Source organism: Arthrobacter sp. BF1, assembly GCF_056680215.1.
This window is the reverse complement of sequence record NZ_CM155271.1, coordinates 1,017,104-1,037,236: the sequence shown is the minus strand read 5'-3', so window position 1 is coordinate 1,037,236 and position 20,133 is coordinate 1,017,104. Positions and strand designations below refer to the sequence as shown.

Below are 20,133 nucleotides of genomic sequence, written 5' to 3'. Positions count from 1 at the left end.
AGCCCTTCCGCAGGCACCGCACATGTCGTTCCCTTTCCTTACGGCATGACGTCGCCGGAGTTGGGCCCCAGCGTCTGTCCCACAAACAGGTTTCCGCCCGGATCGCTGGCCAGCAGCACGGCGGCAGGTGCCACTTCCGCCGGCGTCCCGAAGCGCCGGAGCGGCAGCTCGGCGCGTTTGGCGGCCTTCCAGCTTTCCGATATGCCCTCCACCAGGGGCGTTTCAATGGGGCCCGGGGCAATGCAGTTGACCAGGACGTTGTCCGCCGCCGTTTCCAGGGCAAGGGCCTTGGAAAGCCCAACCACACCGGCCTTGGCAGCACTGTAATGGGACAGGCCCACGCCGCCCTTGATGGCCAGCTGGGAGGCGATGTTGATAATGCGGCCCCACTTCCGCTGCCGCATCTCCCCCACCACCTCCCGGCAGCACAGGAACACACCGGTCAGATCCACCGTGAGGGTCTCGTTCCACATGGCCAGGGACATGTCCTCCAGCGGAGACTCCGTCAGCAGGCCCGCGCTGTTGACCAGGACGTCGATGCCGCCCAGCCTGTCCCGGGCCTCAGCGAAGGCCGCCCGCACGCTGGCCTCATCCGCAACGTCCACGCGGATGGTGCCGTCCCCTGCAGCCCGGTCCAGCACGGCCACCCGGTCCCCGTTGGCCACGAAGGCCTCGGCGATGGCCTTGCCAATCCCGCTGGAACCGCCGGTGACCACCACCCCGCGGCCCTTCCCGGCCGGAGCGTTCCCGAAGGCCTGGTCAGCAGCATGGGTCGATGTGTTCATAGTGTCCTTTCCTTCTCGGCGCGCCGTTAGGCACGCATCTTCACAGTGAGGCCGCCGTCAACCACCAGCGCCTGCCCCGTGATGTAGCGCGACTCGTCGGAGGTGAGGAACCCGATTACGCTGGCCACTTCCTCCGGTGTTCCCACCCGGCCCCAGGGGATGTCCTTTCCGGCCCGCTGCAGCCCCTCCGGCCCCAGGGAGTTCACCGGGTCCAGGGACTGCGGGGTCTCGATCAGGCCCGGAATCACCGCATTGGCGCGGATCTGCCGGGGACCGAGTTCCACGGCCACGCTGCGGACCAGGCCCAGGACGCCGGCCTTGGCGGCGGCATAGTGGGCGTGTTCCTCCCACCCGTATACCCCGCCAGCGATGGACGAGATCGCAACCAGTGCACCGCCGTCGGTCATTCTTTCCGCGCCGGCACGCAGGGTGCGCAGCACGCCGGTGAGGTCCACGTTGAGCATGTCGTGCCAGCGCTCGTCAGTCATCTCCCCCAGCGGGGAATTGCGGAGGATTCCGGCGTTGGCGATGGCGTAGTCCAGCCGGCCGTACTCGTCCACGGCCCGCTGGGCCAGGGCGTCCACTGACTTAGTGGTGCGGACATCCACTTCGTGGATCACCGCCTCACCGTTGGCCTCCTTGACCAGGCGGAGGGTTTCCTCCGGATCGTGGGGGTCCCCGGGGAAGGTGCCGATGACGGACACCACCCCCTGGCGGGCGTAGTGGACGGCGAGGGCGCGGCCGATGCCGCTGGCGGCGCCGGTGATGATGGCGACTTTGTTAGGGGACGTCATGGGGGTGGTCCTCCAAGAGGGCTTCAGCGGGGGGCTTGGCGGCGATCATCAGCAGTCCGGAGAACAGCGTTCCCACGGCTCCGACCCACAGCGCGGCGGGCCCGGTTCCGGCGCCGGCTGCCGCAGCGGTGAACAGGGCGCCGCCGAGGATCACGCCGGGCTGGCTCATGGCGCCGATGAAGGCGGTTCCGGTGGCCCGGCAGCTCACCGGGTAGCACTCGGCCATGAAGTACTGGATGGCGGCGTACGGGCCCACAAGGAAGAACAGGCCGGCGCCGTAGGTGAGGATGATCATGAACGGGCTGGTAGCGATCGGGCTGAGCATGATGGTGAAGGAAATGCCGGAGAGGATCCAGCCGCCGATGATGGTCCGCTTGCGGCCGATCTTGTCGCCCAGCCAGCCGTGGAAGACGTAGCCGAAGTAGGCCAGCATGTTGATGACGATCAGCATCCAGAAGGCATCCGAGAGTTCCACGCCCTTGGCGTTCTTCAGGACTGAGCTGCCAAGGATGCTGAAGATCATGATGCCGAAGAAGTTGAAGATCCAGGCCAGGGAGAACACGATGGTGTTCCGGCGCAGGTGCGGCTCCCAGATGCGTTTGAGCGGGGCTGCCGAGGAGTGCTCGACGCCGTATGCGTGGGCGAGCGTGTGTGCCTCTGCAGATTTGCCGCTCTTCTCAAGCTCTGTCAGTTTGTGGTGCAGTTCGAACTGGGGCGTTTCCTTGAGCTTCCGTGCGATGACCCAGACGATGACGGCGGCCGGAATGGTGGCCATCAGGTAGAGGGCGCGCCAGCCCATGGAGGGCAGGAAGGCCAGGGCCAGTGCGCTGGCCAGCAGGAAACCCAGCGGCCATCCGCCCTGGATGAAGGAGTAGTGGAAACCGGGGCGCTTGCGCTTATCGGCCACCTCCGTGACCTGGTAAACCTCGTTCATGTAGGTGGCGTTCACGGCCTGCTCGGAGAATCCGAGTCCGCCGAAGGAACGAATCACTATGAGCATGGCGTTGCTGAAGAAGGGGACGCCCGTGGGGATCAGTGCAGTCAGGCCGGAGACGACGGCGGTTCCACCGATGGTGGTCATCATGCCTTTGCGGCGTCCGAGCCTGTCGATGACCGGTCCGATGCCGAAGCAGACGACGGCAGTGCCGACGGCGATCCACGTGTTGATGGCGTACGCTTCCGTGGCGGACCAGCCGAATTCCTGCTGCATGGCCGGCAGCAGGGTGCCGAACAGGCCGTAGTCGAAGACGGCCACGGTCCAGGCCAGCAAGGCGAGGACGGTTGCGGTGGTGGTGTGGCGTTTGGAAAAGACCGGGAAGCGGCGCTTCTCGTCCGGTCGGGGCTGTGACAGGTCGACAGCCGGTTCTTGGATGGTCATGACTTGTTCTCCTTACGGGGGCTGCGGGAAAGGAAGGAGTCGGCGATCTGGTCGAAGGTCAGCCAGCTGACGCCCTCATGGGAGTTGATGTGTTCGATCAGGCGCTCGAGCATGAGCAGCACCTGGGGGCGGCCGGAGACGTCCGGGTGGATGGTCATGGTGAAGACGGCCTGGTCCATCTCGCGGTAGACCCAATCGAACTGGTCCCGCCACATCTGTTCGATGTCGCGGGGGTTGACGAAGCCATGCGAGTTCGGCGCCGCCTTGATGAACATCATGGGAGGCAGGTCATCGAGGTACCAGTTGGCCGGGATCTCCACCAGGTCGGTCTCCTGGCCGCGGACCAGCGGCTCCATCCAGGTTTCGGCGTCCTTGGTGTAGTCGATCTTTTTCCACGAGTCGCCCACGCGGACGTAGTACGGCTCGAAGTCACGGTGCATCAGGGAGTGGTCGTACTTAATGCCCCGTTCAAGGAGGATTTCGTTGGTGACAGGCGAGAATTCCCACCACGGCGCAACGTAGCCGGTGGGCCGGCGCCCGGAAACCTTCTCGATCAGTTCGATTGAGCGGTCCAGGATGGCGGTCTCCTGTTCCCGGGTCATGGCGATCGGGTTTTCATGCGAATATCCATGCACGCCGATCTCGTGTCCGGCGTCGACGATCATCTGCGTCAGTTCAGGGAAGGTCTCGATCGAGTGGCCCGGCACGAACCAGGTTGCCGGGAGGTTGTATTTCTGGAACAACCGGATCAGCCGCGGTCCCCCCACTTCCCCGCTGAACAGACCCCGGCTGATGTCGCAGGGGGAGTCCTCGCCCCCATAGGAGCCGAGCATGCCCGCCACTGCGTCTACGTCCACGCCGAAGGCGACTTGAATGTCCTTAGCCATGAGATTTCCTTTCTATGTGTATAACCGGGTGTTCTGGGGTGTCAGACGGAAGGTTCAGGAGGCCTCCCTCGTTGGGTAAAGATTTCGGTGATCCGCTCCCGGTCGGGATTGATCCTGAGCAGGAGGCTGAGCAGAATCAGCGACTGGGACGGCCGGAGGTGGCCCGAGCCAATGGCGCCCGCGGCCCGGAGGTCTTCACCGCCGCCGCCGGCTCCGTAGATCGGGACCACTGGTCCGGCGTCGACGCGGGTGCTGGTGACCACCACGACGCCGGACGCCACTGCGGCGGCGACCTCGGAGCAGAGGCTGGGGTTGGCATTGCCGCTTCCGGTGCCTTGCAGGATGATGCCTTCCGCTCCCGCTTCAAGGGCTGCGTGCATCAGGGTGGAGTCCGCGCCGGGGTAGGCGGCAACGAGGTCCACCCGTGGTGAGCCGCCGTTCGGCTGGGGCAGGGGCAGGGCCTTCGGCCTGCTGCCACCTCCCGCCATTGCAACTTCTCCCTGGGCTGATACCTGGCCAAGTACCCCGAAATCGGGGTTCGCAAAGGCATTGAGCCGAACAGTTTCGCTTTTCCGGACGCCGGCGGCAGGGAAGATGGCGCCCGCAAAGTGCACCATCACGCCCTTCCCCCTTCCCTCTTTCGAACCTGCGACGGCGATGGCCCTGGCCAGGTTGTCCGGCCCGTCGGGAGCTTCGGAGTCAGCGGCCCGCTGCGAACCGGTGAAGACAACCGGCCGCTCGTCGCTATGGGTCAGGTCGGCGAGGTAGGCGGTCTCCTCCATGGTGTCCGTCCCGTGGGTCACCACCACGCCCAGGACCTGCGGGTCCTGGAGGACATCCTTGATGGTGGCGCAGATCCTGAGCATGTCTTCGAAGGTCAGCAGGTAGGACCCCTTCTGGAACACGTCCAGCACCCGGACGGGATGGGAGACCGGCGAACCGAGGGCTTGGAACACCTGCTCGCCGGTATCGGAGGCGACGGCGCCGCCAGCATGGGACGAACGCGACGAGATGGTGCCTCCAGTGGCCAGCAGCACGACGTGGGAGTCGGTAACAGTCATTTCAGCTCCGGTGGTTCGCCCTGCGGTCTCAAACCCAATCGATTGGGTAAGGTGCCGCAGGAAGGTTCGTCACATAGCAAAAAGGGATCCGGTGCCAGCGGTAGCTGGTGCCGGGAGGTGTTTCGGGATCATCCACCCAAACGTTTGGGTAACGTTGAAGAATGACTATAGGATGTGAAGCGGGTCACGTCAAGGGCCGCCCGTATGGTCCTGAAGCAGAGTTGGGCGGCGGACCTAGGCTACAGTGACCCCGGTGGGCAGGAGATGGACATGAAAGAAAAGGCCGACGGCGGCCGAACGGTCACGCTGAAGGATTTGGCCCGGGAGCTGGGCGTCCATCCGTCGACCGTCTCCAGGGTCCTGCATTCCGGCTCTGACGTGGCCAAGGGAGCCGCCTCGGCTGCCACCGCTGAGCGCGTCCGTGAACTGGCCCGCAAGCTCGGGTACTCCCCCGATCCGCAGGCCGCCAGCCTTCGCACCCGGCGGACCAAACTGCTCGGCGTCATCGTCCCCCGACTCTCGGACCTGGTCCTGGCCATCATGTACGAGGGCATCGACGAGGCCTCAGCCGAGGTAGGGTACTCCGCGTTTGTGATGAACTCGCGCGATGATCCCGAAGAACAGCGCCGGAAAATCGACCTCATGCTGGCGCGCCGGGTGGACGGCCTGATTATTGGCGACGCCCACCTTGACGGCGGCCTCCTGCAGGAACTGACGGACCGGAAGGTCCCGTTCGTGCTGATGAACCGCCGGGCGCCGGGCTACCCGTCCGCCACCTGCGACGACGTGGTCGGCGGCGAACTCGTAGCCAGCCACCTGTGGGAGATGGGCCACCGGCAGGTGGCGGTGATTGCCGGCGAGCCGTACGCAAGCACCGCCGTCGACCGCACTGCCGGTTTCCTGGACCGTTGGCGTTCCCTTGGCGGGACCATTTCCGACGATGACGTGGTGTGGTCCAGCTTCGATACGGCAGGCGGCCGGGAGGCGGGCGAAAAGATCCTCGCCAGCGGCAAACCACGTCCCACCGCCATCTTCGCCGTCAACGATTTCGCCGCCATCGGAGCGATGGGAGCCTTGCGCTCCCACGGCCTCATCGTAGGACGGGACGTGGCCGTGGTGGGCTACAACGACACCTCCCTGGCGGCCGAACTTCCCATTCCGCTAACCTCGGTCCACTCCCCCATGGCGGAGATTGGACGGACGGCAGTGCAGCTCATCCAGGCCGTGCTCAGGGGCGAAAAACCGGAACCTGCACGGTTAGAGCCCACCCTGTACGTGCGGGAAAGCAGCGCCGCCAGGGCCCCGGCGGAAGTGTCCGCCACCTAGGTCCCGGCGGCTACGATCCGCAACGCCAACAGGCAGGTGGCGCGGACTTCGCCGTCATCCAGGTCAAGCCGCAGAAGCTCCTCGATCTTGCGCAACCGGTACGTCAGGGTGTTGCGGTGGATGAAGAGCTCCCTGCAGGTCTCGCGGGTGTTTCCGCTGTGCCGCAGGTATGCCTCAAGCGTTTCGCGCATGGCCGTTCCGCCGTCGGACATCAACGGGGCCAGGAGGCGCCGCGCCATCGCCACCAGTCCGGGTCCGGGCAAGCCCTCCACCACGCCGGCAAGGTCTGCGACGGGCGCCTGATGGAGTCCCGTTGTGCCCACCCGGCGGCGGGCCAACCGCAGGACCAGCGGCAGTTCGCCCAGGCTCCCGCACTCGGAAACGACGGCGGAGAGCTCCGGCGCGTCCTGGAAGGACTTCCGGACGGCCTCCATCAGCTCCATTCCCGCCTCGCTGCCCTGCACCAGGAGGGTGGTGAGGCCGGCCTCTTCCATGAACCGCACCGTCCTGTATTCAGCCTGCAGGCCCACCCGCACCCGCCAGGCGATCGTCCTCAGCTTGACCGGCGCAACCTCTTCGGCGCCGGCGATCAGCACCGCGCCCCACTCGGCATCGGGTTCGAATCCGGCCTCCAGGGCGTAGCGCTCCAGGGCCGGCGTCGGTGTTCCCCTGGCCTCGTAGAGCGCCTCCATGAAGCGTGCGGCCTCACGCGAATGCAGGGGTGACCGGGAACCAAGGGTGTAGCTCAGCTGCATGGCAATGACCGCAGCCACCGGCCCCAGCAGAGGCTGCAACACCACGTTGCTCTTGATTCCCTCGATGGCCAGTCTGAACCGGAGGGATCCGCCGCTTGGCAGGCTCAGCGTGGTCCGGGCCGTTCCGCCCCCGGCTGTTCCTGCGGACATGAGTTCAAAGCCGTTGTGGTCAAGGACCGCCACCCGCGCCCTGACGGCGGTGGCCACCCGCTCCAGTACCTGAGCCAGGGAATGGCCGCCCGCTGCCAGCCTTGTGCACTCGTCCGCGAGCTCCCATCCCGTGCGCAGCTCGGCGTAACGTTCGGCCGCGATGAGCTGGTCCGCATGCCTCATCACCAGGACAAACGGCACTTCCGGAGGCAGTTCAAGCAACGGAAGGCCGTAGGCCTCGCAGGCCTGCACCAGGCCGGCCGGCAGTTCGCGGTGTGCCGCGCCCAGGCCGAAAACCAGCCCTGACACGGGCACAGACATCAGGCGCTCAACGTAGGCATCCCAAATCCGGTAGTCCTTCACGTTGAGGCCCATCCCGTTGGTCAGCAGCAGGGCGTTGACGCTGAGGAACGGCGTGGGGTCCATGTGCTCCGTGGGCGCGCACCACGCGATGGGGCGGGCAAGACGTCCTGGACTGCCTGGCACGGCAAGGCGGATGTTCAGCGCGGGATCCGCTACGAGATCGGCAACACGCATGGAAATCCCTCCTGGTTAGTGCAAGAAGCATAATCCGTCTGTCCACATTCGGCGATCCGCCCAATTCCGGCCGGGTCATCGCCTCTGTACCGTTGCCTGCATGCAAAAAAACGTGACGGAAACCACGGCCACCCAAGTGTTCCTGAACTCCGACATGGGTGAAGGCTTCGGATTGCACGAGTTCGGAAACGACGTTGCCCTGATGGAAATCATCGACGTCGCCAACGTCGCCTGCGGCTATCACGCCGGGGACCCGGACGTGATGAACCGGACCGTAGCCCTTGCCGCTGAACACGGCGTCGCCGTCGGAGCGCACCCCGGGCTCCCTGATCCCATGGGTTTCGGCCGCCGGCGGATGGTCCTCACCCCTGAGGAAGTTGAATCGATCATCCTCTACCAGACGGGGGCGTTGACGGCCTTCCTGGCAAAGAACGGGCTGCCCCTGAACCACATCAAGCCCCACGGCGCCCTCTACGGCATGCTCGCCGGAGACGAAGACCTCATGCAGGCGGCCGCCGGCACCGCGAAGCAGTTCGGTGTTCCCTTCTACGGCCTCGCCGGCACTGCGCATGAATCCGTATGCCGTGCCATGGGCGTGGACTTCATACCGGAACTGTACGTTGACCTCAATTACGGTCCCGCCGGCGAACTGCTCATCCAGCGCCGGCCCGCACCCACGGACCCGGCCGCCGCCGCAGAACGCGTCAGCCGGGCGATGGCAGGCGAGCCGGTGCCCGCCGTCGACGGCACTCCCCTGAACATCACATTCCAAAGCATCTGCGTCCATTCCGATGCCCCCAATGCGGTCGCCGTCGCCTCCGCCGTACGCAACGCGCTCAACTCATCCCGCCCCGCCCACTCCTGAAAGCGAGCAGCACATGGCCACGATCGTTTCACCCCTTCCCGGAGTCTTCTACCGCAAGCCCGGACCGGGCAAACCTCCCTTCGCCAATGAAGGCGACACGATCGAAGTCGGGCAGACCATCGGCATCGTGGAAATCATGAAGCAGTTCACCGAGATCCAGTCCGACGTCGCCGGGACCCTTGAATCCTTTGAAGTCAACGAAGGCGACATGGTCAACCCGGGCGACTCCATCGTCGTTATCCGGGAAGGATAAAAGCAGCCCATGAAACTGTTCATCGCAAACCGTGGCGAGATCGCCGTTCGGATCGCCAGGACCGCGCGCGAAATGGGCATCGAAACTGTCCTGGGGGTCAGCGAGCCCGACGCGGAATCACTGGCTGCCCGGTCCGCCGACCATTACGTGGTGGTTGGCCCGGCCCAGGCAGCCGCCAGCTACCTGAACCAGGACGCCCTGGTCGCCGCGGCCCGGGAGCAGGGGTGCGATGCCGTGCACCCGGGCTACGGCTTTCTTTCGGAGAATGCCGACTTCGCGCGGAAGGTGGCAGGCGCCGGCCTGACCTGGGTGGGCCCGAACGCGGACACCATCGCCATGATGGGCAACAAGTCCCTGGCCCGGGAGTCGGCAGCAAAGGCCGGAGTCCCCGTGCTGCGGGGATCCGACGGGCCCCTGGACCCGGAGGCTGACGCCGTGGAAATTGCGCGCGGCATCGGGTACCCGCTGGTGGTGAAGGCTTCCGCCGGCGGCGGCGGCAGGGGCATCCGCTTCGTGCACGATGAAGGCGAGCTCCTGGCAACGATCGAGATGGCCCGGGGCGAGGCCGGTGCCGTCTTCGGTGACGACACTGTCTACCTGGAACGGTTCGTGGAACATGCCCGCCACGTTGAGGTGCAGGTCCTCGGTGACGGGACTAACTTCGTCCACTTGGGTGACCGCGACTGCTCGATGCAGCGCCGTTCCCAGAAGGTATTGGAGGAAGCCCCGGCTCCCGACCTTCCGGAGACCGTCCGCAAAACCATCCGGGAGTCTTCCGTGGCTCTTGCCCGCCAATGCGGCTACCACGGAGCGGGGACAGTGGAGTTCCTCTACGACCCCGTCAACCACGAGGCCGCGTTCATTGAGATGAACACGCGCATCCAGGTGGAACATCCCATCACCGAGCAGATCACCGGCGTGGACCTGGTCCGTGAGCAACTACTGATTGCCTCCACCGGATCTATGTCGATATCCCAGGACGATGTGCGCTTCACCGGCCACGCCATCGAATGCCGCATCAACGCAGAAGACCCCAGCCATAACTTCTTCCCCAGCCCGGGGGTCATCCGGTCCCTGGAATGGCCATCAGGCGACGGAATCAGGGTGGACACCGGGGTGGAGGCTGGCTCGGCTGTGAGCCCGTACTACGACTCCCTCCTGGCCAAGCTGATCGTCCATGCCCCGGACCGGGACGCCGCCATCGCGGCTACGCTGGCGGCCTTGGAGGCAACGCACATTGAAGGCGTCAAGACCACTGTCCCCGTCCATAAGGCGCTGCTGGCACGTCCCGAATTTGCCGATGTCAGCCACCATTCCAAGTTCATCGAAACTGCAGCCAACCTGTTGGGGGCAAAATGACTACCGAAGCAGCCGTCTTCCCGGGTGCGCGCTACACCTGGGGCGGGGACGAATTCCTGTTCGTGGAAGTCTCTGAGGCCATGAGCCTGCCCGCGAACTTCAAGGTAATGTCCATCGCCGGCAGGCTCTCCGATGCCCGGCACCCGGGAATCGTAGACATCTGCCCCGCCAACGCCTCCCTGCTGGTGCGGTTCGATCCTGACGTGCTGCCTCCGCAACAGCTGGAAACGGCCGTGAGGGACATAGAGCGCGACCTGATGAACCACCAGCAGCGGGCGCTTGAAACCCGGATCATTGAAGTCCCGGTCTGGTACGAGGACCCCTTCACCGCAGAAGTGGCCCAGCGGTTCCGTGAAGGATTCCACCAGGAACCCCACGGCAGCGACATCGACTACGCGGCCAAGGTCAACCACCTCAAGGACGCCGCGGAATTCATCCAGCGGCACCATGAACATCCATGGCTAGTGTCCATGGTGGGTTTCGTGGCCGGGCTGCCCTTCCTGTTCCAGCTGGTGGACCGGGACAAGCAGCTGGAGGTCCCCAAGTACCTGAGCCCGCGGACCGACACCCCCAAACTGACGGTGGGGCACGGAGGATGCTTCGGCTGCATCTATTCTGTCCGCGGCGCCGGGGGCTACCAGATGTTCGGCGTGGCCGCCGCCCCCATCTTTGATCCCGATCAGGCCCTGGCAGACTTCAAGGATTTCATGGTTTTCTTCCGCCCGGGGGACATCGTGAAGTTCAGGCCGGTCAGCGAGGCGGAGTACAACGCAATCCAGACGGAGATATCCGCAGGCACCTTCCGCTACCGGCAGGCGCCGGTGACGTTCGAGCTGTCCAAAGCCCTGGCCGACCCCGAAGGCTACAACCGTGAACTCATGGAGGCCCTCAATGGCTTTTGAAATTGGAAACCCGGGCCTGGCCACCACTGTCCAGGACCAGGGCCGCACGGGCCACTACAACGTGGGCATCCCGCAGAGCGGTTCCATGGACCAGTACTCCGCTGAACTCGGAAATGCCCTGGTGGGAAACACGGCACGGGAAGCGGTCCTTGAGTGCACCTACCTCGGCCCCGTGCTCACCACCGACAACGATGCCGTCATCGCCGTCACGGGCGCCCCCGTAGAGGTGAAGGTCAACGGGGAGCCGCGGCCCCAGTGGAGCCGCCTGCCGCTGAAGACCGGGGACCAGCTCTCCTTCGGCGTCATCCAGGGCGGCGCCCGCTACTACATCGCAGTCCAGGGCGGCATCGACGTCCCGGAGGTGCTCGGAAGCCGGTCCACATACAGCCTCGGCGGGATCGGCGGGTTCAAGGGCCGGAAGCTCGAGTCAGGTGACGGAGTCCCTGTGGGCGCTCCTTTGAACGGCGGAAAACTCCCCCAGGCCGGGACTGTTCCGGATGAATTCCGGCCCGTTTACGCCAAAGAGCAGAAAGTCCGGATCGTGCTGGGGTTGTACGACCACCGCCTCACCGACGAAGGCCTGGCCAGTCTCCTGGATGAGGAGTGGAAGGTGACGCCGGTGGCTGACCGGATGGGTCTGCGCTACTCCGGGCCGGGCGTGAGTTGGAAAGAGCGGAAACAGCCCTTCGGTGCCGGCTCGGACCCCTCCAACATTGTGGACGCAGGCTACGCCGTGGGGTCCATCCAGATCCCCGGCGGCACCCAGCCGATAATCCTGCACCGGGATGCCGTCTCCGGTGGCGGCTACGCGATGGTGGGCACGGTGATCAGCGCCGACATGGACCTGGTTGCCAGGGCGGCCCCCGGAACGGCAACCCGGTTTGTGGCTGTCAGCCTGGCTGATGCCCTGGATGCCCGCCGGGACCATGCTGAACGCCGGAACAAGGCGTGGGCGGCACTGGGCGCCACCCGCTGACAGGTAGAGGCGGGTCCCAAACATCCCGGACCCGCCCACCACCGCCAGGCCTACCGCCGCCATTGCCGGGAGATCCGGAAGGACTCCCGCACCCGGTCCACTGCCACCTGGGAGCCGGATGACTACTTCATCCCCTACCCCACCGCCCCTTTGTACGAGGCACTGGTCGGGTTACATCCCCTGCCTCGGCGCCAGCACCACACAGCCGCCCGACTAGGGCATTTCTCCCCTGTACACCGTCCCACGCCGGGACTAGTCTCAGCCGCATCAACGTCCACTGCTGTCGAGGAGCCGTCATGGCCGGGTTTGTGCAGATCATCGAATTCAAGACCTCCCGTATCAAGGAGATCGAAGAACTGGGCCGTCCCTCAAGAACCGAGGGGAGCGCTCCGGCCACGTTCCGCCGGATTGTTGCCACGGCGGACAGGGACCACCCAGGGACCTACTTCACCATCGTCGACTTCGAGTCCTTTGACTCGGCAATGGAGAACTCCGGCCGGCCGGAAACGTCCGAGTTCGCTGCCAAGATGGCGGAACTGTGCGATGGACCCGTGATCTTCCACAATCTGGATGTCATGTGGGAGGACACCGGAGACGGCGCGGACAACGGCTAGGAGCAGGACAACTGCCTGCTGTAAGTACCGTTCCGGATCGCTTGATCGGGTGCTGGCGGACGGGCACCACCTGGTGGTTGTTGGTGGCGGCGACGGGACCTTTAGGCCGGCAGGATTCCGGAACGGCTCAACAGTGCCCGGGTCTTCGGGTGCTGCGGCGTAGTGAAGATCTGGCTTGGTGGGCCCTCCTCGACGATGATTCCCTGGTCCATGACAACAATTCGGTCGGCAATTTCCCGGGCGAACTGCATTTCGTGGGTGACGATGACCATGGTGGTTCCCTGCTGGGCGATTTTCTTGATGACGGAGAGGACTTCGCCCACCAGTTCCGGGTCCAGTGCCGATGTGGGCTCGTCGAAGAGCATGACGCTGGGTTCCATGGCGAGGGCACGGGCGATAGCAACGCGCTGCTTTTGGCCGCCGGAGAGCTTGCTGGGGTAGTTCTCCATCTTGTCGCCTAGTCCCACCATTTCGAGGTTGGGGACGGCTACATCGCGGGCCTCTGAGGCGGAGAGCTTTTTCACGTCCCGCAACGGGGCCATGACGTTGCCCAGGGCCGTCTTGTTGAGGAACAGGTTAAAGTGTTGAAAGACGAACCCGATGTCGGTGCGCTTTTGGGCGGTAATCGAGGCTTTTTCGGCGATCAGTCCGCCGTCGCGTTCTTCGTAGCCGATCAGGTGCCCGTTGACGTAGATCCGCCCGGCTTCGATGGTTTCCAGTTTGTTGATACAGCGCAGCAGGGTGCTCTTACCGGATCCGCTGGACCCCAGGATCGCGATGGTTTCGCCGCGGTGGACCACCAGGTCCACGCCCTTGAGCACTTCCACCCGTTTTTCCACGTGGGGGCGGCCCGTTAGTCGGCTCCATAGCGTCCGCTTTGTTTCCGAGACGAAAGTTTTGTGGACGTCGCGGACCTCGATGATGGTGTCGTCAGCCATTGGCCCGGGCCTTTCGTTCAAGCACTACCACGATGCGCGAAAGCGGCAGGCTGATAATCAAATAGAGAATGGCCGCGGCGGTATAGATGGCCGTGGTCTGGAAGGTCTGGCTGTTGAGGATGTTGGCTGTTTTCAGGATCTCGGTCACGGCGATCACCGAGGTCAGCGCGGTGTCCTTGATCATCGCGATGAAGTAGTTGCCGATTGGCCCCATGGAAACGACGAATGACTGCGGAATGACCACTTTCCAAAGGGTTTTGGTGGGTGTGTATCCGAGCGAGAGGGCGGCCTCGGTTTGGCCGTGTTCCACGGACAGGATGGCAGAGCGGAAAACTTCTGAGAGATAGGCGGCGTAGTTCAGGCCCAGGCCCAGGATGCCGGCCGGAACCGGTTCGATGGACACCCCAATGCTGGGAAGCACGAAGAAGATGTAGACCAACTGCACCAGCAGCGGGGTTCCACGGATCACCTCGAGGTAGAAGGTGGCTATTCCGCGGAGGATTTTGATGTTGGAGATCCGCGCCAAGGCAATCAGGAGGCCGAGGACTAGCGCCAGCGCCATGGCGCCGAGGGCAAGTTGGACGACAACGGGCACGGCAACAAGCAGGGCAGGGAACACGGCGAGCGTGTTGGTGATGAAGTCCATGAAGGAATCCCTAAGTCAAGGGTCGGGCAGGGCCGGCGGAGCCGCGGGATTAGCGAATGCCCGCCGGCCCTGCGTGAGTTGAAATCTACTTGACCATGTTGGCTTCACCGAGGCCGTACTTCTTGAGGATCTCAAGGTACTTGGGTGAATTCTTGAGCTCGGTCAGTCCCGAGTTCAGGTCCTGCAGCAGCTGCGTATCATCCTTGCGCACTCCGGCTCCGATGGTGCCCGGGTAGAACGGCTTATAGGGGTCGACGAGCTTAAGCTTGGGGTTCGGTTTCTGGACGAGGCTGTAACCGATGACAGCGCTGTCCGTAAACACGGCGTCGACCTGTTTGTTTTCCACTGCTGCGAGCAGGGCCGCCTGCGAGTCGAAGAGCTTGACCTGGCTTCCGCCGAGGCTGTCCACGAGGTCCTTGAATACCGTGCCGGTCTGAGCGCCGAGCACCTTGCCCTTGACGTCGTCGCGCGAGGCCAAAGTGGAATCTGCGGGAACCACCATGGCTTCACCCTCGGTGTACCAGGGCTCGGTGAAGTTGATCTCCTTCTTGCGATCGTCGGTGATGTACATCGCATCCACGATGACGTCGGCCTTCTTCGCGTTCAGCGCCGCAATCAGCGTGGCGAACTCCGAGGTGAAGACTTTGACCTTCCATCCCTTCGCCGCGGCGATGGCGTTGATCATTTCCCCGTCGATGCCTTTGAGTTCACCGGTGGCCTGGTCGGTGTAGGAGAAGGGGGCGTCGTTGGAGGTGGCGATGGTAATGGTCTTTTGTTCGGCCCCTCCGGTGCTGGACCCGCCGCCGCTTCCTGAGCCGCAAGCGGTCATGGCCAGGGCGACAGCTACGCCCATAGGCACCAATGCAGCAAACCGCTTGCGGAGCATATTTTTGTTCATCGTGAAGTGCCTTCGTTAGTGATGGTTTTTATCGGTTGAAGCGGTCGAGCCGCAGGGTAGCAGTGGCCTTGTGAGCCTCCATGCCTTCGAATCCGGAGATCGTTGCCACGTAGTTGGCCAGGCGCGGAGTGGCGGCTTTTTCGACCCGCTGAAACGTCAGCGGTTTCAGGAAGCGGGATACCGAGAGCCCTGCCGAGGACCGGGCACCGCCACCAGTGGGCAGGACATGGTTGGTGCCTGAGGTGCCCTTGTCTGAGTAGGCAACCGTCGACCACGGACCCAGGAAGATGGAGCCGTAGTTTTGCAGGTTCGCATGGTAGTAGGAATCGTCGGACGTTTGAATCTCGAGGTGTTCCGGCGCCAGCAAGTCCATGATCTGCACCGCCGTCGCGCGGTCCTCGGCGACATAAACGGTGCCGTAGTCCCGCCACGCCGGGCCGGCGATATCCCGGGTGTCCAGCGTCCGCAGCTGCTTGCTGATATGCCGCATGACCTCCTCGCCGAACTCCTGGGATGTGGTCACCAGGGATGCCGGTGATTGCGGTCCGTGTTCGGCTTGGCCAAGAAGGTCCGCAGCCACAAGCTCCGCATCCGCTGTTTCGTCAGCGATCACCGCAACTTCGGAGGGGCCCGCAAGGAGATCAATGCCGACGCGCCCGAACAGCTGGCGTTTGGCCTCAGTTACGTAGGCGTTGCCTGCGCCCACCAGAATATCCGCGGGCTGCTCACCCAGCAGGCCGAAGGCCATCGCCGCCATCGCCTGTACGCCGCCCACGGTAAACGCCCGGTCAACGCCAGCGAGGTAGGCGGCGTAGAGTACGGCCGGGTGCCCGCCGGGTCCCGTGGGCGGGGTACAGGCGACGACGCTGGGAACGCCCGCGGCTTTGGCAACCCCCACGGTCATGAAGGCACTGGCGAGGATGGGGAACCTGCCCGCCGGCAGGTAGGCCCCCACTCTGGCAACAGGAACGTACTTTTGTCCTGTGAAAACCCCGGGGAGGAGTTCGGTTTCGAAATCCGTCAGGTGTTCGCGCTGCTCGACGGCGAACAGCCGGGTCCGCTCGGCACTGGCCATGAGGGCCTCACGTAACTCGGCGGACAGTGAGTCCCCCGTCTTGGCCAGGTCTTCCGGGCTGACCTCCAGGCTTTGACCGGACCAGGCGTCGAGTTGCCGTGAGTATTTGACGACGGCGTCGATCCCGTTTCTCTCTATGTCGCCGAGCATGACCGAAACGGTTTCAATGACTTCTGGCAGTCGCTGGGCGGGGACGCCCCCTACAGCTGGACTCTTCAGCGTGGTGAAGTTCCCCCGAATGTATGCCCTGTCACGTTCAGCTAGTTGCATGGGTCACAACGTACGCGCCCCGGAGGCATAGCACAATGGGGCCTTTCCATATGCCAGTCATAGGGTCGCCCTATAGGCTGGGGGCATGACACTGGCGCAGCTCCGGGCCTTTCTGGCCGCCTATGAGCTTGGTTCCTTTACCGCGGCCGCACGAAAGTTGGAAACAAGCCAAGCTTCCGTCTCAGAGCTCATCAACAGGCTCGAACAGGAGCTGGCCCACAGCCTTTTTACCCGCGGAGGGCGCCGTCTCATCCCCACTACGGCTGCCGTGGAATTGCAGCAGCACGCACAGCGATCTGTGACGTCGTTTGACAACGGGGTGGAAGCCTTGAAATCCATGTCCTCCCTGGAAGGAGGCGTATGCACCTTCGGAGTGCTGCGGTACGGAGCGCACTACGATCTCGCGGACCTCGTCCAGCGATTCCACCGGCGGTATCCCAAGGTAAAAGTGCGCCTGGTGGGCCTGAACTCCGTCGCTGTGGCTGAATCCGTGGCGTCCGGGGAGATCGAGGCAGGGCTCATCGTTCTTCCTGTGGTCGAAACGGGACTGCAGGTAAGGCCGCTCTTCCGGGACCAGGTTTTTTACGTCTCGGCCACGCGCGATCCGTCACAGGGTCCCATGACCATGCAGGAGCTCGCGGCGTCAAAGCTGGTGCTCTACGACGCTTTTGCCGGTTGGCGGGACCCCACGCGCCGGCAGATTTTGGAGCGCGCCAGGCTCAAGGGCCTCAAAATCGATCCCGCAATTGAAGTGGAGCACGTCGATACCGCCCTTGGGCTCGTGGCCGCCGGAGCCGCGGACACCTTCGTTCCCCAAGCGATCGTCAATGGAGCCGGATTCCCGAAAAACATCAAAGCAGTTCCTTTTGCCGAACCCCTGTACGACACCATTGCCCTCATCCAGCGTGAAGCATCGTATCTCTCGCCAGCGACACGAAAAATGGCGCAGATGGCCGAGCGCACCCTGCTGGCCAAGGTTGACCCGGAACAGAACGTCCGCCGGCAGATTCGGAATTGACAAAGGGCGGCGATTTGGTCCGAAGAAAGGGGAGGAACAAAGAGCGTCAGCCTCAACGACTCGATCATTCGCTGGCGCTGGTCAGCGAAGTCGTGGGGGTCATGGATCGGGTCGTCACACCGGCTTTGAATCAGGTTGACTATTAGGTGGGCCCCGATCAGACTGCACTTTCACCCCAGGCGGGCTCAAGTCAGATTGACATTCTCATGTGCCTGGCACAAGCCGTTCCGGGCCCGCCTCGAATTCCCGGAGGGGACCACGAGCCGATGGAGCTCGGGGACCTGCTTCAGGTGGCCGTCGGCAACGGCCGGCATTACGGCGGCGGCAACACGGTCTCCCCCACCGCAGGGATCGACGACCACATCCTTGACATCTACGCCATCGTGGCCGGACCGCTCCGGGAGCACGTGAGTATCGCACGCTTACTCAAGGACGGAAGCTTCATCGAACACGACCGGGTGTACCACCTGACCACCCGACACGTCCGGCTGGTCACCGAGCCGCCGCTGCCGGTGAATCACGACGGCGAGATCGCCGCCACCACGCCGGCCGACTTCACCGTCCAGCGCAACGCCGTCCACGTGGTGGTGCCCCAGAGCAGCACCAGCGCGGTCTTCGACGGACCGGGCGCCGCGAACTAGCCGTCCACGTGAAGCGGCCGTTCGCATTCAGTGAACGCCCCCTAATGCCGTCAACAACTCAGTGGCGTATTTGTTTAGGGGAACCCCGTGATTGGCAGCCTCGATTGCCAATTTGCGATGAAGTTCGGGAGGTACCCGAAGGTTGAGCCTGCCACTAAATTTCTGGGTGGAAATTGGCTGAGGCACTGACTCGCCTGACTGCGTAAGTTCATCGATGACATCGGACACCAAACGTTCAATGCCGCGGAGCGCCTCGAACTGATCCTCATCCAGCCATGACAGCGAAGGGAACTCAAGGACAGTTGCAACGAACTCCTGGTCCTCCGGTGACCACTGCACCGAGTACCGGTACTGCACAACCGGGGACGGAACGGCTGCCGCTTTTCGAGTGGACATCTACTTCTCCTTGGTCCTATCAATGGCGGCTATAGCTTGTTTCACCTGATACGGCTTAGCCTTGCCGTTCTTGTTTTGCAGATTGATTCTGGGATCCCCCGCCCAGGGCATTCTGAATATCGCGTTGTGGCTCCCGGAGCCCGACCTAGGTTCGCCAAAGTAGTGAGCGCAAAGTTTGAGCATGTCGCTATACGAGACATTCTCAGGTGGTTTTCTAGCTTGCTGTTCGATCTTCTCGATGCTCGCCACATAACCATGGTGCCATTTTTGGCACCATTTCTCAAGAGCGCAGGCGGCGCAAGCCGTTAACCTCCCCTCCAACTCACCGCACCAAGCACGCAACCTCACCTCCCTACGGTGGACGGGTCGCCGGCCAACAACCGGTTCCCGTCACCCAGGAGGAAACCACCCATGCGCCAAGTCCTGACTGCCGCGGCAGCTGCCGCCCTCATCGCCACTATGGCGAGCCCCGCCGTCGCCGCACCGGAGAACGGTGCCGGCACGCCGTCGTCGAACGCCGCAGGCGCTGCCACCTCCGCGCTCAAGTTGAACGAGCGCAACGGCTCCTTCGACCTGCAGAGCCACCGCGGCGGTCGCGGCGAATGGACCGAAGAGTCCCTCACCGCTTTCTCCAACTCCCTGAAGCTGGGCGTGACCACCCTCGAGCTGGACACCCACCTGACCGACGACGGCAAGGTGATCGTCTGGCACGACGACACCATCCAGGCCAACAAGTGCGTCGACACCGTACCCGCCACCACCGGCGACCCAGAGTTCCCGTACGTGGGCGACCGCGTGGCCGAGCTGTCCCTAGCGCAGATCAAGACGCTGAACTGCGGTTACACGCAGCTGCCCGGCTACCCGGAACAGGACGTCATCGAAGGCAACCGGATCGCCGAGCTCAAGGACGTCTACCAGCTGGTCCGCGACACCAACGCCGCGAAGGTCCGCTTCAACGTCGAGACCAAGGTCAATGACAGCGAGATCGGCGGCGCCGGCATGGAGTCCCTCACCCGCGCCGTGGTCGCTGAGATCCAGGCCTCCGGCATGGCGGACCGCACCACCGTGCAGTCCTTCGACTGGTCCTCACTGAACCTCACCAAGGAGATCGCGCCCGAGCTTCCGCTGGTGGCGCTCTCCAGCGGCGACGCGTGGATGGGCGTGGGCCAGCCCGGCGCCAGCCCCAACCTGGGCGGAATCGACATCGACGACTACGAGGGCTCGCTACCCAAGGCGGCAGCCGCCCAGGGGTACGACGTCGTCTCCCCCACGTTCCGCTCCGTCACCCCTGCGATGATCGCCGAAGCCCATGACCTGGGCCTGCCCGTCATCCCGTGGACCGTCAACACCACCGCCGACATGGCGCGCCTGATGGACCTGGGCGTGGACGGCATCATCACCGACTACCCCACCCGCCTGCGCACCCTCATGGAGGAGCGGGGTCTCAAGCTGCCCAAAGCCTACGAGGTCAAGGGCTAACTCGCGGGCCTACAGTCCGCGGCCTAGTGTTCGCGGCCGGGCGGCAGCTTTTCGAAGCTGCCGCCCGGCGCCGCTGGGACAACAAGTCCAAACACGCACACGATTCCGCGCCGTACCGCTCCTAAGATGA

Annotated in this window: 21 protein-coding genes and 1 pseudogene; 10 read left to right on the top strand and 12 right to left on the bottom strand. The window is 64.0% G+C overall.

Annotation, left to right across the window (positions count from 1 at the left end; genetic code table 11):
* Window positions 1-38 precede the first annotated feature (38 nt).
* From AC1MCD_RS05030 to AC1MCD_RS05010, 5 genes are read right to left on the bottom strand one after another with little or no spacing between them, the layout of a single operon-like run.
* Entirely contained in the window at window positions 39-785 is a 747-nt protein-coding gene (locus AC1MCD_RS05030) for an SDR family NAD(P)-dependent oxidoreductase (protein ID WP_498676424.1), read from the bottom strand.
* A gap of 26 nt (window positions 786-811) precedes the next feature.
* Window positions 812-1,579: an SDR family NAD(P)-dependent oxidoreductase gene (locus tag AC1MCD_RS05025; protein WP_498676422.1), complete on the bottom strand. Its 768-nt coding sequence runs from the start codon at window positions 1,577-1,579 to the stop codon at window positions 812-814.
* Complete coding sequence (locus AC1MCD_RS05020) at window positions 1,566-2,957, bottom strand: MFS transporter (RefSeq protein WP_498676419.1); 1,392 nt, start codon at window positions 2,955-2,957, stop codon at window positions 1,566-1,568. The genes AC1MCD_RS05025 and AC1MCD_RS05020 overlap by 14 nt, the downstream gene beginning before the upstream one ends.
* A complete protein-coding gene (locus tag AC1MCD_RS05015) occupies window positions 2,954-3,844 on the bottom strand; it encodes a polysaccharide deacetylase family protein (protein WP_498676417.1) in 891 nt (296 codons plus the stop codon). Before AC1MCD_RS05015 ends, AC1MCD_RS05020 begins: the two co-directional genes overlap by 4 nt.
* Window positions 3,845-3,885: 41 nt before the next feature.
* Complete coding sequence (locus tag AC1MCD_RS05010) at window positions 3,886-4,905, bottom strand: asparaginase (protein ID WP_498676415.1); 1,020 nt, start codon at window positions 4,903-4,905, stop codon at window positions 3,886-3,888.
* Window positions 4,906-5,175: 270 nt separating this feature from the next.
* Between AC1MCD_RS05010 and AC1MCD_RS05005 the strand changes: the two genes are divergently transcribed.
* Window positions 5,176-6,231: a LacI family DNA-binding transcriptional regulator gene (locus AC1MCD_RS05005; RefSeq protein ID WP_498676413.1), complete on the top strand. Its 1,056-nt coding sequence runs from the start codon at window positions 5,176-5,178 to the stop codon at window positions 6,229-6,231.
* Here the strand turns inward: AC1MCD_RS05005 and AC1MCD_RS05000 are convergent.
* Window positions 6,228-7,673, bottom strand: coding sequence for a PucR family transcriptional regulator (locus AC1MCD_RS05000; RefSeq protein ID WP_498676411.1), 1,446 nt, complete (start codon window positions 7,671-7,673; stop codon window positions 6,228-6,230). The genes AC1MCD_RS05005 and AC1MCD_RS05000 overlap by 4 nt on opposite strands.
* Before the next feature lie 100 nt (window positions 7,674-7,773).
* Here AC1MCD_RS05000 and pxpA point away from each other — a divergent pair, with 100 nt between their 5' ends.
* The 6 genes from pxpA (at window position 7,774) to AC1MCD_RS04970 (ending at window position 12,642) form a co-directional block, all read left to right on the top strand.
* Entirely contained in the window at window positions 7,774-8,538 is a 765-nt protein-coding gene (gene pxpA, locus AC1MCD_RS04995) for a 5-oxoprolinase subunit PxpA (protein ID WP_498676410.1), read from the top strand.
* 13 nt (window positions 8,539-8,551) lie between these two features.
* Window positions 8,552-8,791, top strand: coding sequence for an acetyl-CoA carboxylase (locus AC1MCD_RS04990; RefSeq protein WP_018770516.1), 240 nt, complete (start codon window positions 8,552-8,554; stop codon window positions 8,789-8,791).
* Window positions 8,792-8,800: 9 nt separating this feature from the next.
* Window positions 8,801-10,150: an acetyl-CoA carboxylase biotin carboxylase subunit gene (locus AC1MCD_RS04985; RefSeq protein WP_498676408.1), complete on the top strand. Its 1,350-nt coding sequence runs from the start codon at window positions 8,801-8,803 to the stop codon at window positions 10,148-10,150.
* Window positions 10,147-11,052, top strand: a complete 906-nt coding sequence (locus AC1MCD_RS04980) for a 5-oxoprolinase subunit B family protein (protein WP_498676405.1) — start codon at window positions 10,147-10,149, stop codon at window positions 11,050-11,052. The genes AC1MCD_RS04985 and AC1MCD_RS04980 overlap by 4 nt, the downstream gene beginning before the upstream one ends.
* Window positions 11,042-12,028 carry a 5-oxoprolinase subunit C family protein gene (locus tag AC1MCD_RS04975; RefSeq protein WP_498676403.1) on the top strand — a complete coding sequence of 329 codons (987 nt, stop codon included), beginning with the start codon at window positions 11,042-11,044 and terminating at the stop codon, window positions 12,026-12,028. The genes AC1MCD_RS04980 and AC1MCD_RS04975 overlap by 11 nt, the downstream gene beginning before the upstream one ends.
* 296 nt (window positions 12,029-12,324) lie before the next feature.
* Window positions 12,325-12,642, top strand: a complete 318-nt coding sequence (locus tag AC1MCD_RS04970) for a hypothetical protein (RefSeq protein ID WP_498676402.1) — start codon at window positions 12,325-12,327, stop codon at window positions 12,640-12,642.
* A 101-nt stretch (window positions 12,643-12,743) separates the two neighbouring features.
* On the opposite strand, the gene AC1MCD_RS04965 is transcribed toward AC1MCD_RS04970, so the two are convergent.
* From AC1MCD_RS04965 to hisD, 4 genes are all read right to left on the bottom strand, one after another.
* Window positions 12,744-13,580 carry an amino acid ABC transporter ATP-binding protein gene (locus AC1MCD_RS04965; protein ID WP_498676400.1) on the bottom strand — a complete coding sequence of 279 codons (837 nt, stop codon included), beginning with the start codon at window positions 13,578-13,580 and terminating at the stop codon, window positions 12,744-12,746.
* Complete coding sequence (locus AC1MCD_RS04960) at window positions 13,573-14,226, bottom strand: amino acid ABC transporter permease (RefSeq protein WP_498676398.1); 654 nt, start codon at window positions 14,224-14,226, stop codon at window positions 13,573-13,575. The genes AC1MCD_RS04965 and AC1MCD_RS04960 overlap by 8 nt, the downstream gene beginning before the upstream one ends.
* Window positions 14,227-14,311: 85 nt before the next feature.
* On the bottom strand, window positions 14,312-15,124 hold the full coding sequence (locus tag AC1MCD_RS04955) for a substrate-binding periplasmic protein (protein WP_498676396.1): 813 nt from the start codon (window positions 15,122-15,124) through the stop codon (window positions 14,312-14,314).
* A 28-nt stretch (window positions 15,125-15,152) separates the two neighbouring features.
* The gene (gene hisD, locus AC1MCD_RS04950) at window positions 15,153-16,469 is read right to left on the bottom strand and encodes a histidinol dehydrogenase (RefSeq protein WP_498676395.1); all 1,317 of its coding nucleotides are present in this window, start codon (window positions 16,467-16,469) and stop codon (window positions 15,153-15,155) included.
* A gap of 85 nt (window positions 16,470-16,554) precedes the next feature.
* Between hisD and AC1MCD_RS04945 the strand changes: the two genes are divergently transcribed.
* Complete coding sequence (locus AC1MCD_RS04945) at window positions 16,555-17,487, top strand: LysR family transcriptional regulator (protein ID WP_498676394.1); 933 nt, start codon at window positions 16,555-16,557, stop codon at window positions 17,485-17,487.
* Between the two features lie 210 nt (window positions 17,488-17,697).
* Window positions 17,698-18,128: pseudogene (locus AC1MCD_RS04940) on the top strand (diacylglycerol kinase); the annotation flags it as partial.
* A gap of 27 nt (window positions 18,129-18,155) precedes the next feature.
* On the opposite strand, the gene AC1MCD_RS04935 reads toward AC1MCD_RS04940, so the two are convergent.
* Window positions 18,156-18,524, bottom strand: coding sequence for a type II toxin-antitoxin system HicB family antitoxin (locus AC1MCD_RS04935; protein ID WP_498676392.1), 369 nt, complete (start codon window positions 18,522-18,524; stop codon window positions 18,156-18,158).
* Window positions 18,525-18,773 carry a toxin HicA gene (locus tag AC1MCD_RS04930; RefSeq protein WP_498676388.1) on the bottom strand — a complete coding sequence of 83 codons (249 nt, stop codon included), beginning with the start codon at window positions 18,771-18,773 and terminating at the stop codon, window positions 18,525-18,527.
* Window positions 18,774-18,935: 162 nt separating this feature from the next.
* Between AC1MCD_RS04930 and AC1MCD_RS04925 the strand changes: the two genes are divergently transcribed.
* Window positions 18,936-20,003: a glycerophosphodiester phosphodiesterase family protein gene (locus AC1MCD_RS04925; protein ID WP_498676386.1), complete on the top strand. Its 1,068-nt coding sequence runs from the start codon at window positions 18,936-18,938 to the stop codon at window positions 20,001-20,003.
* Window positions 20,004-20,133 lie beyond the last annotated feature (130 nt).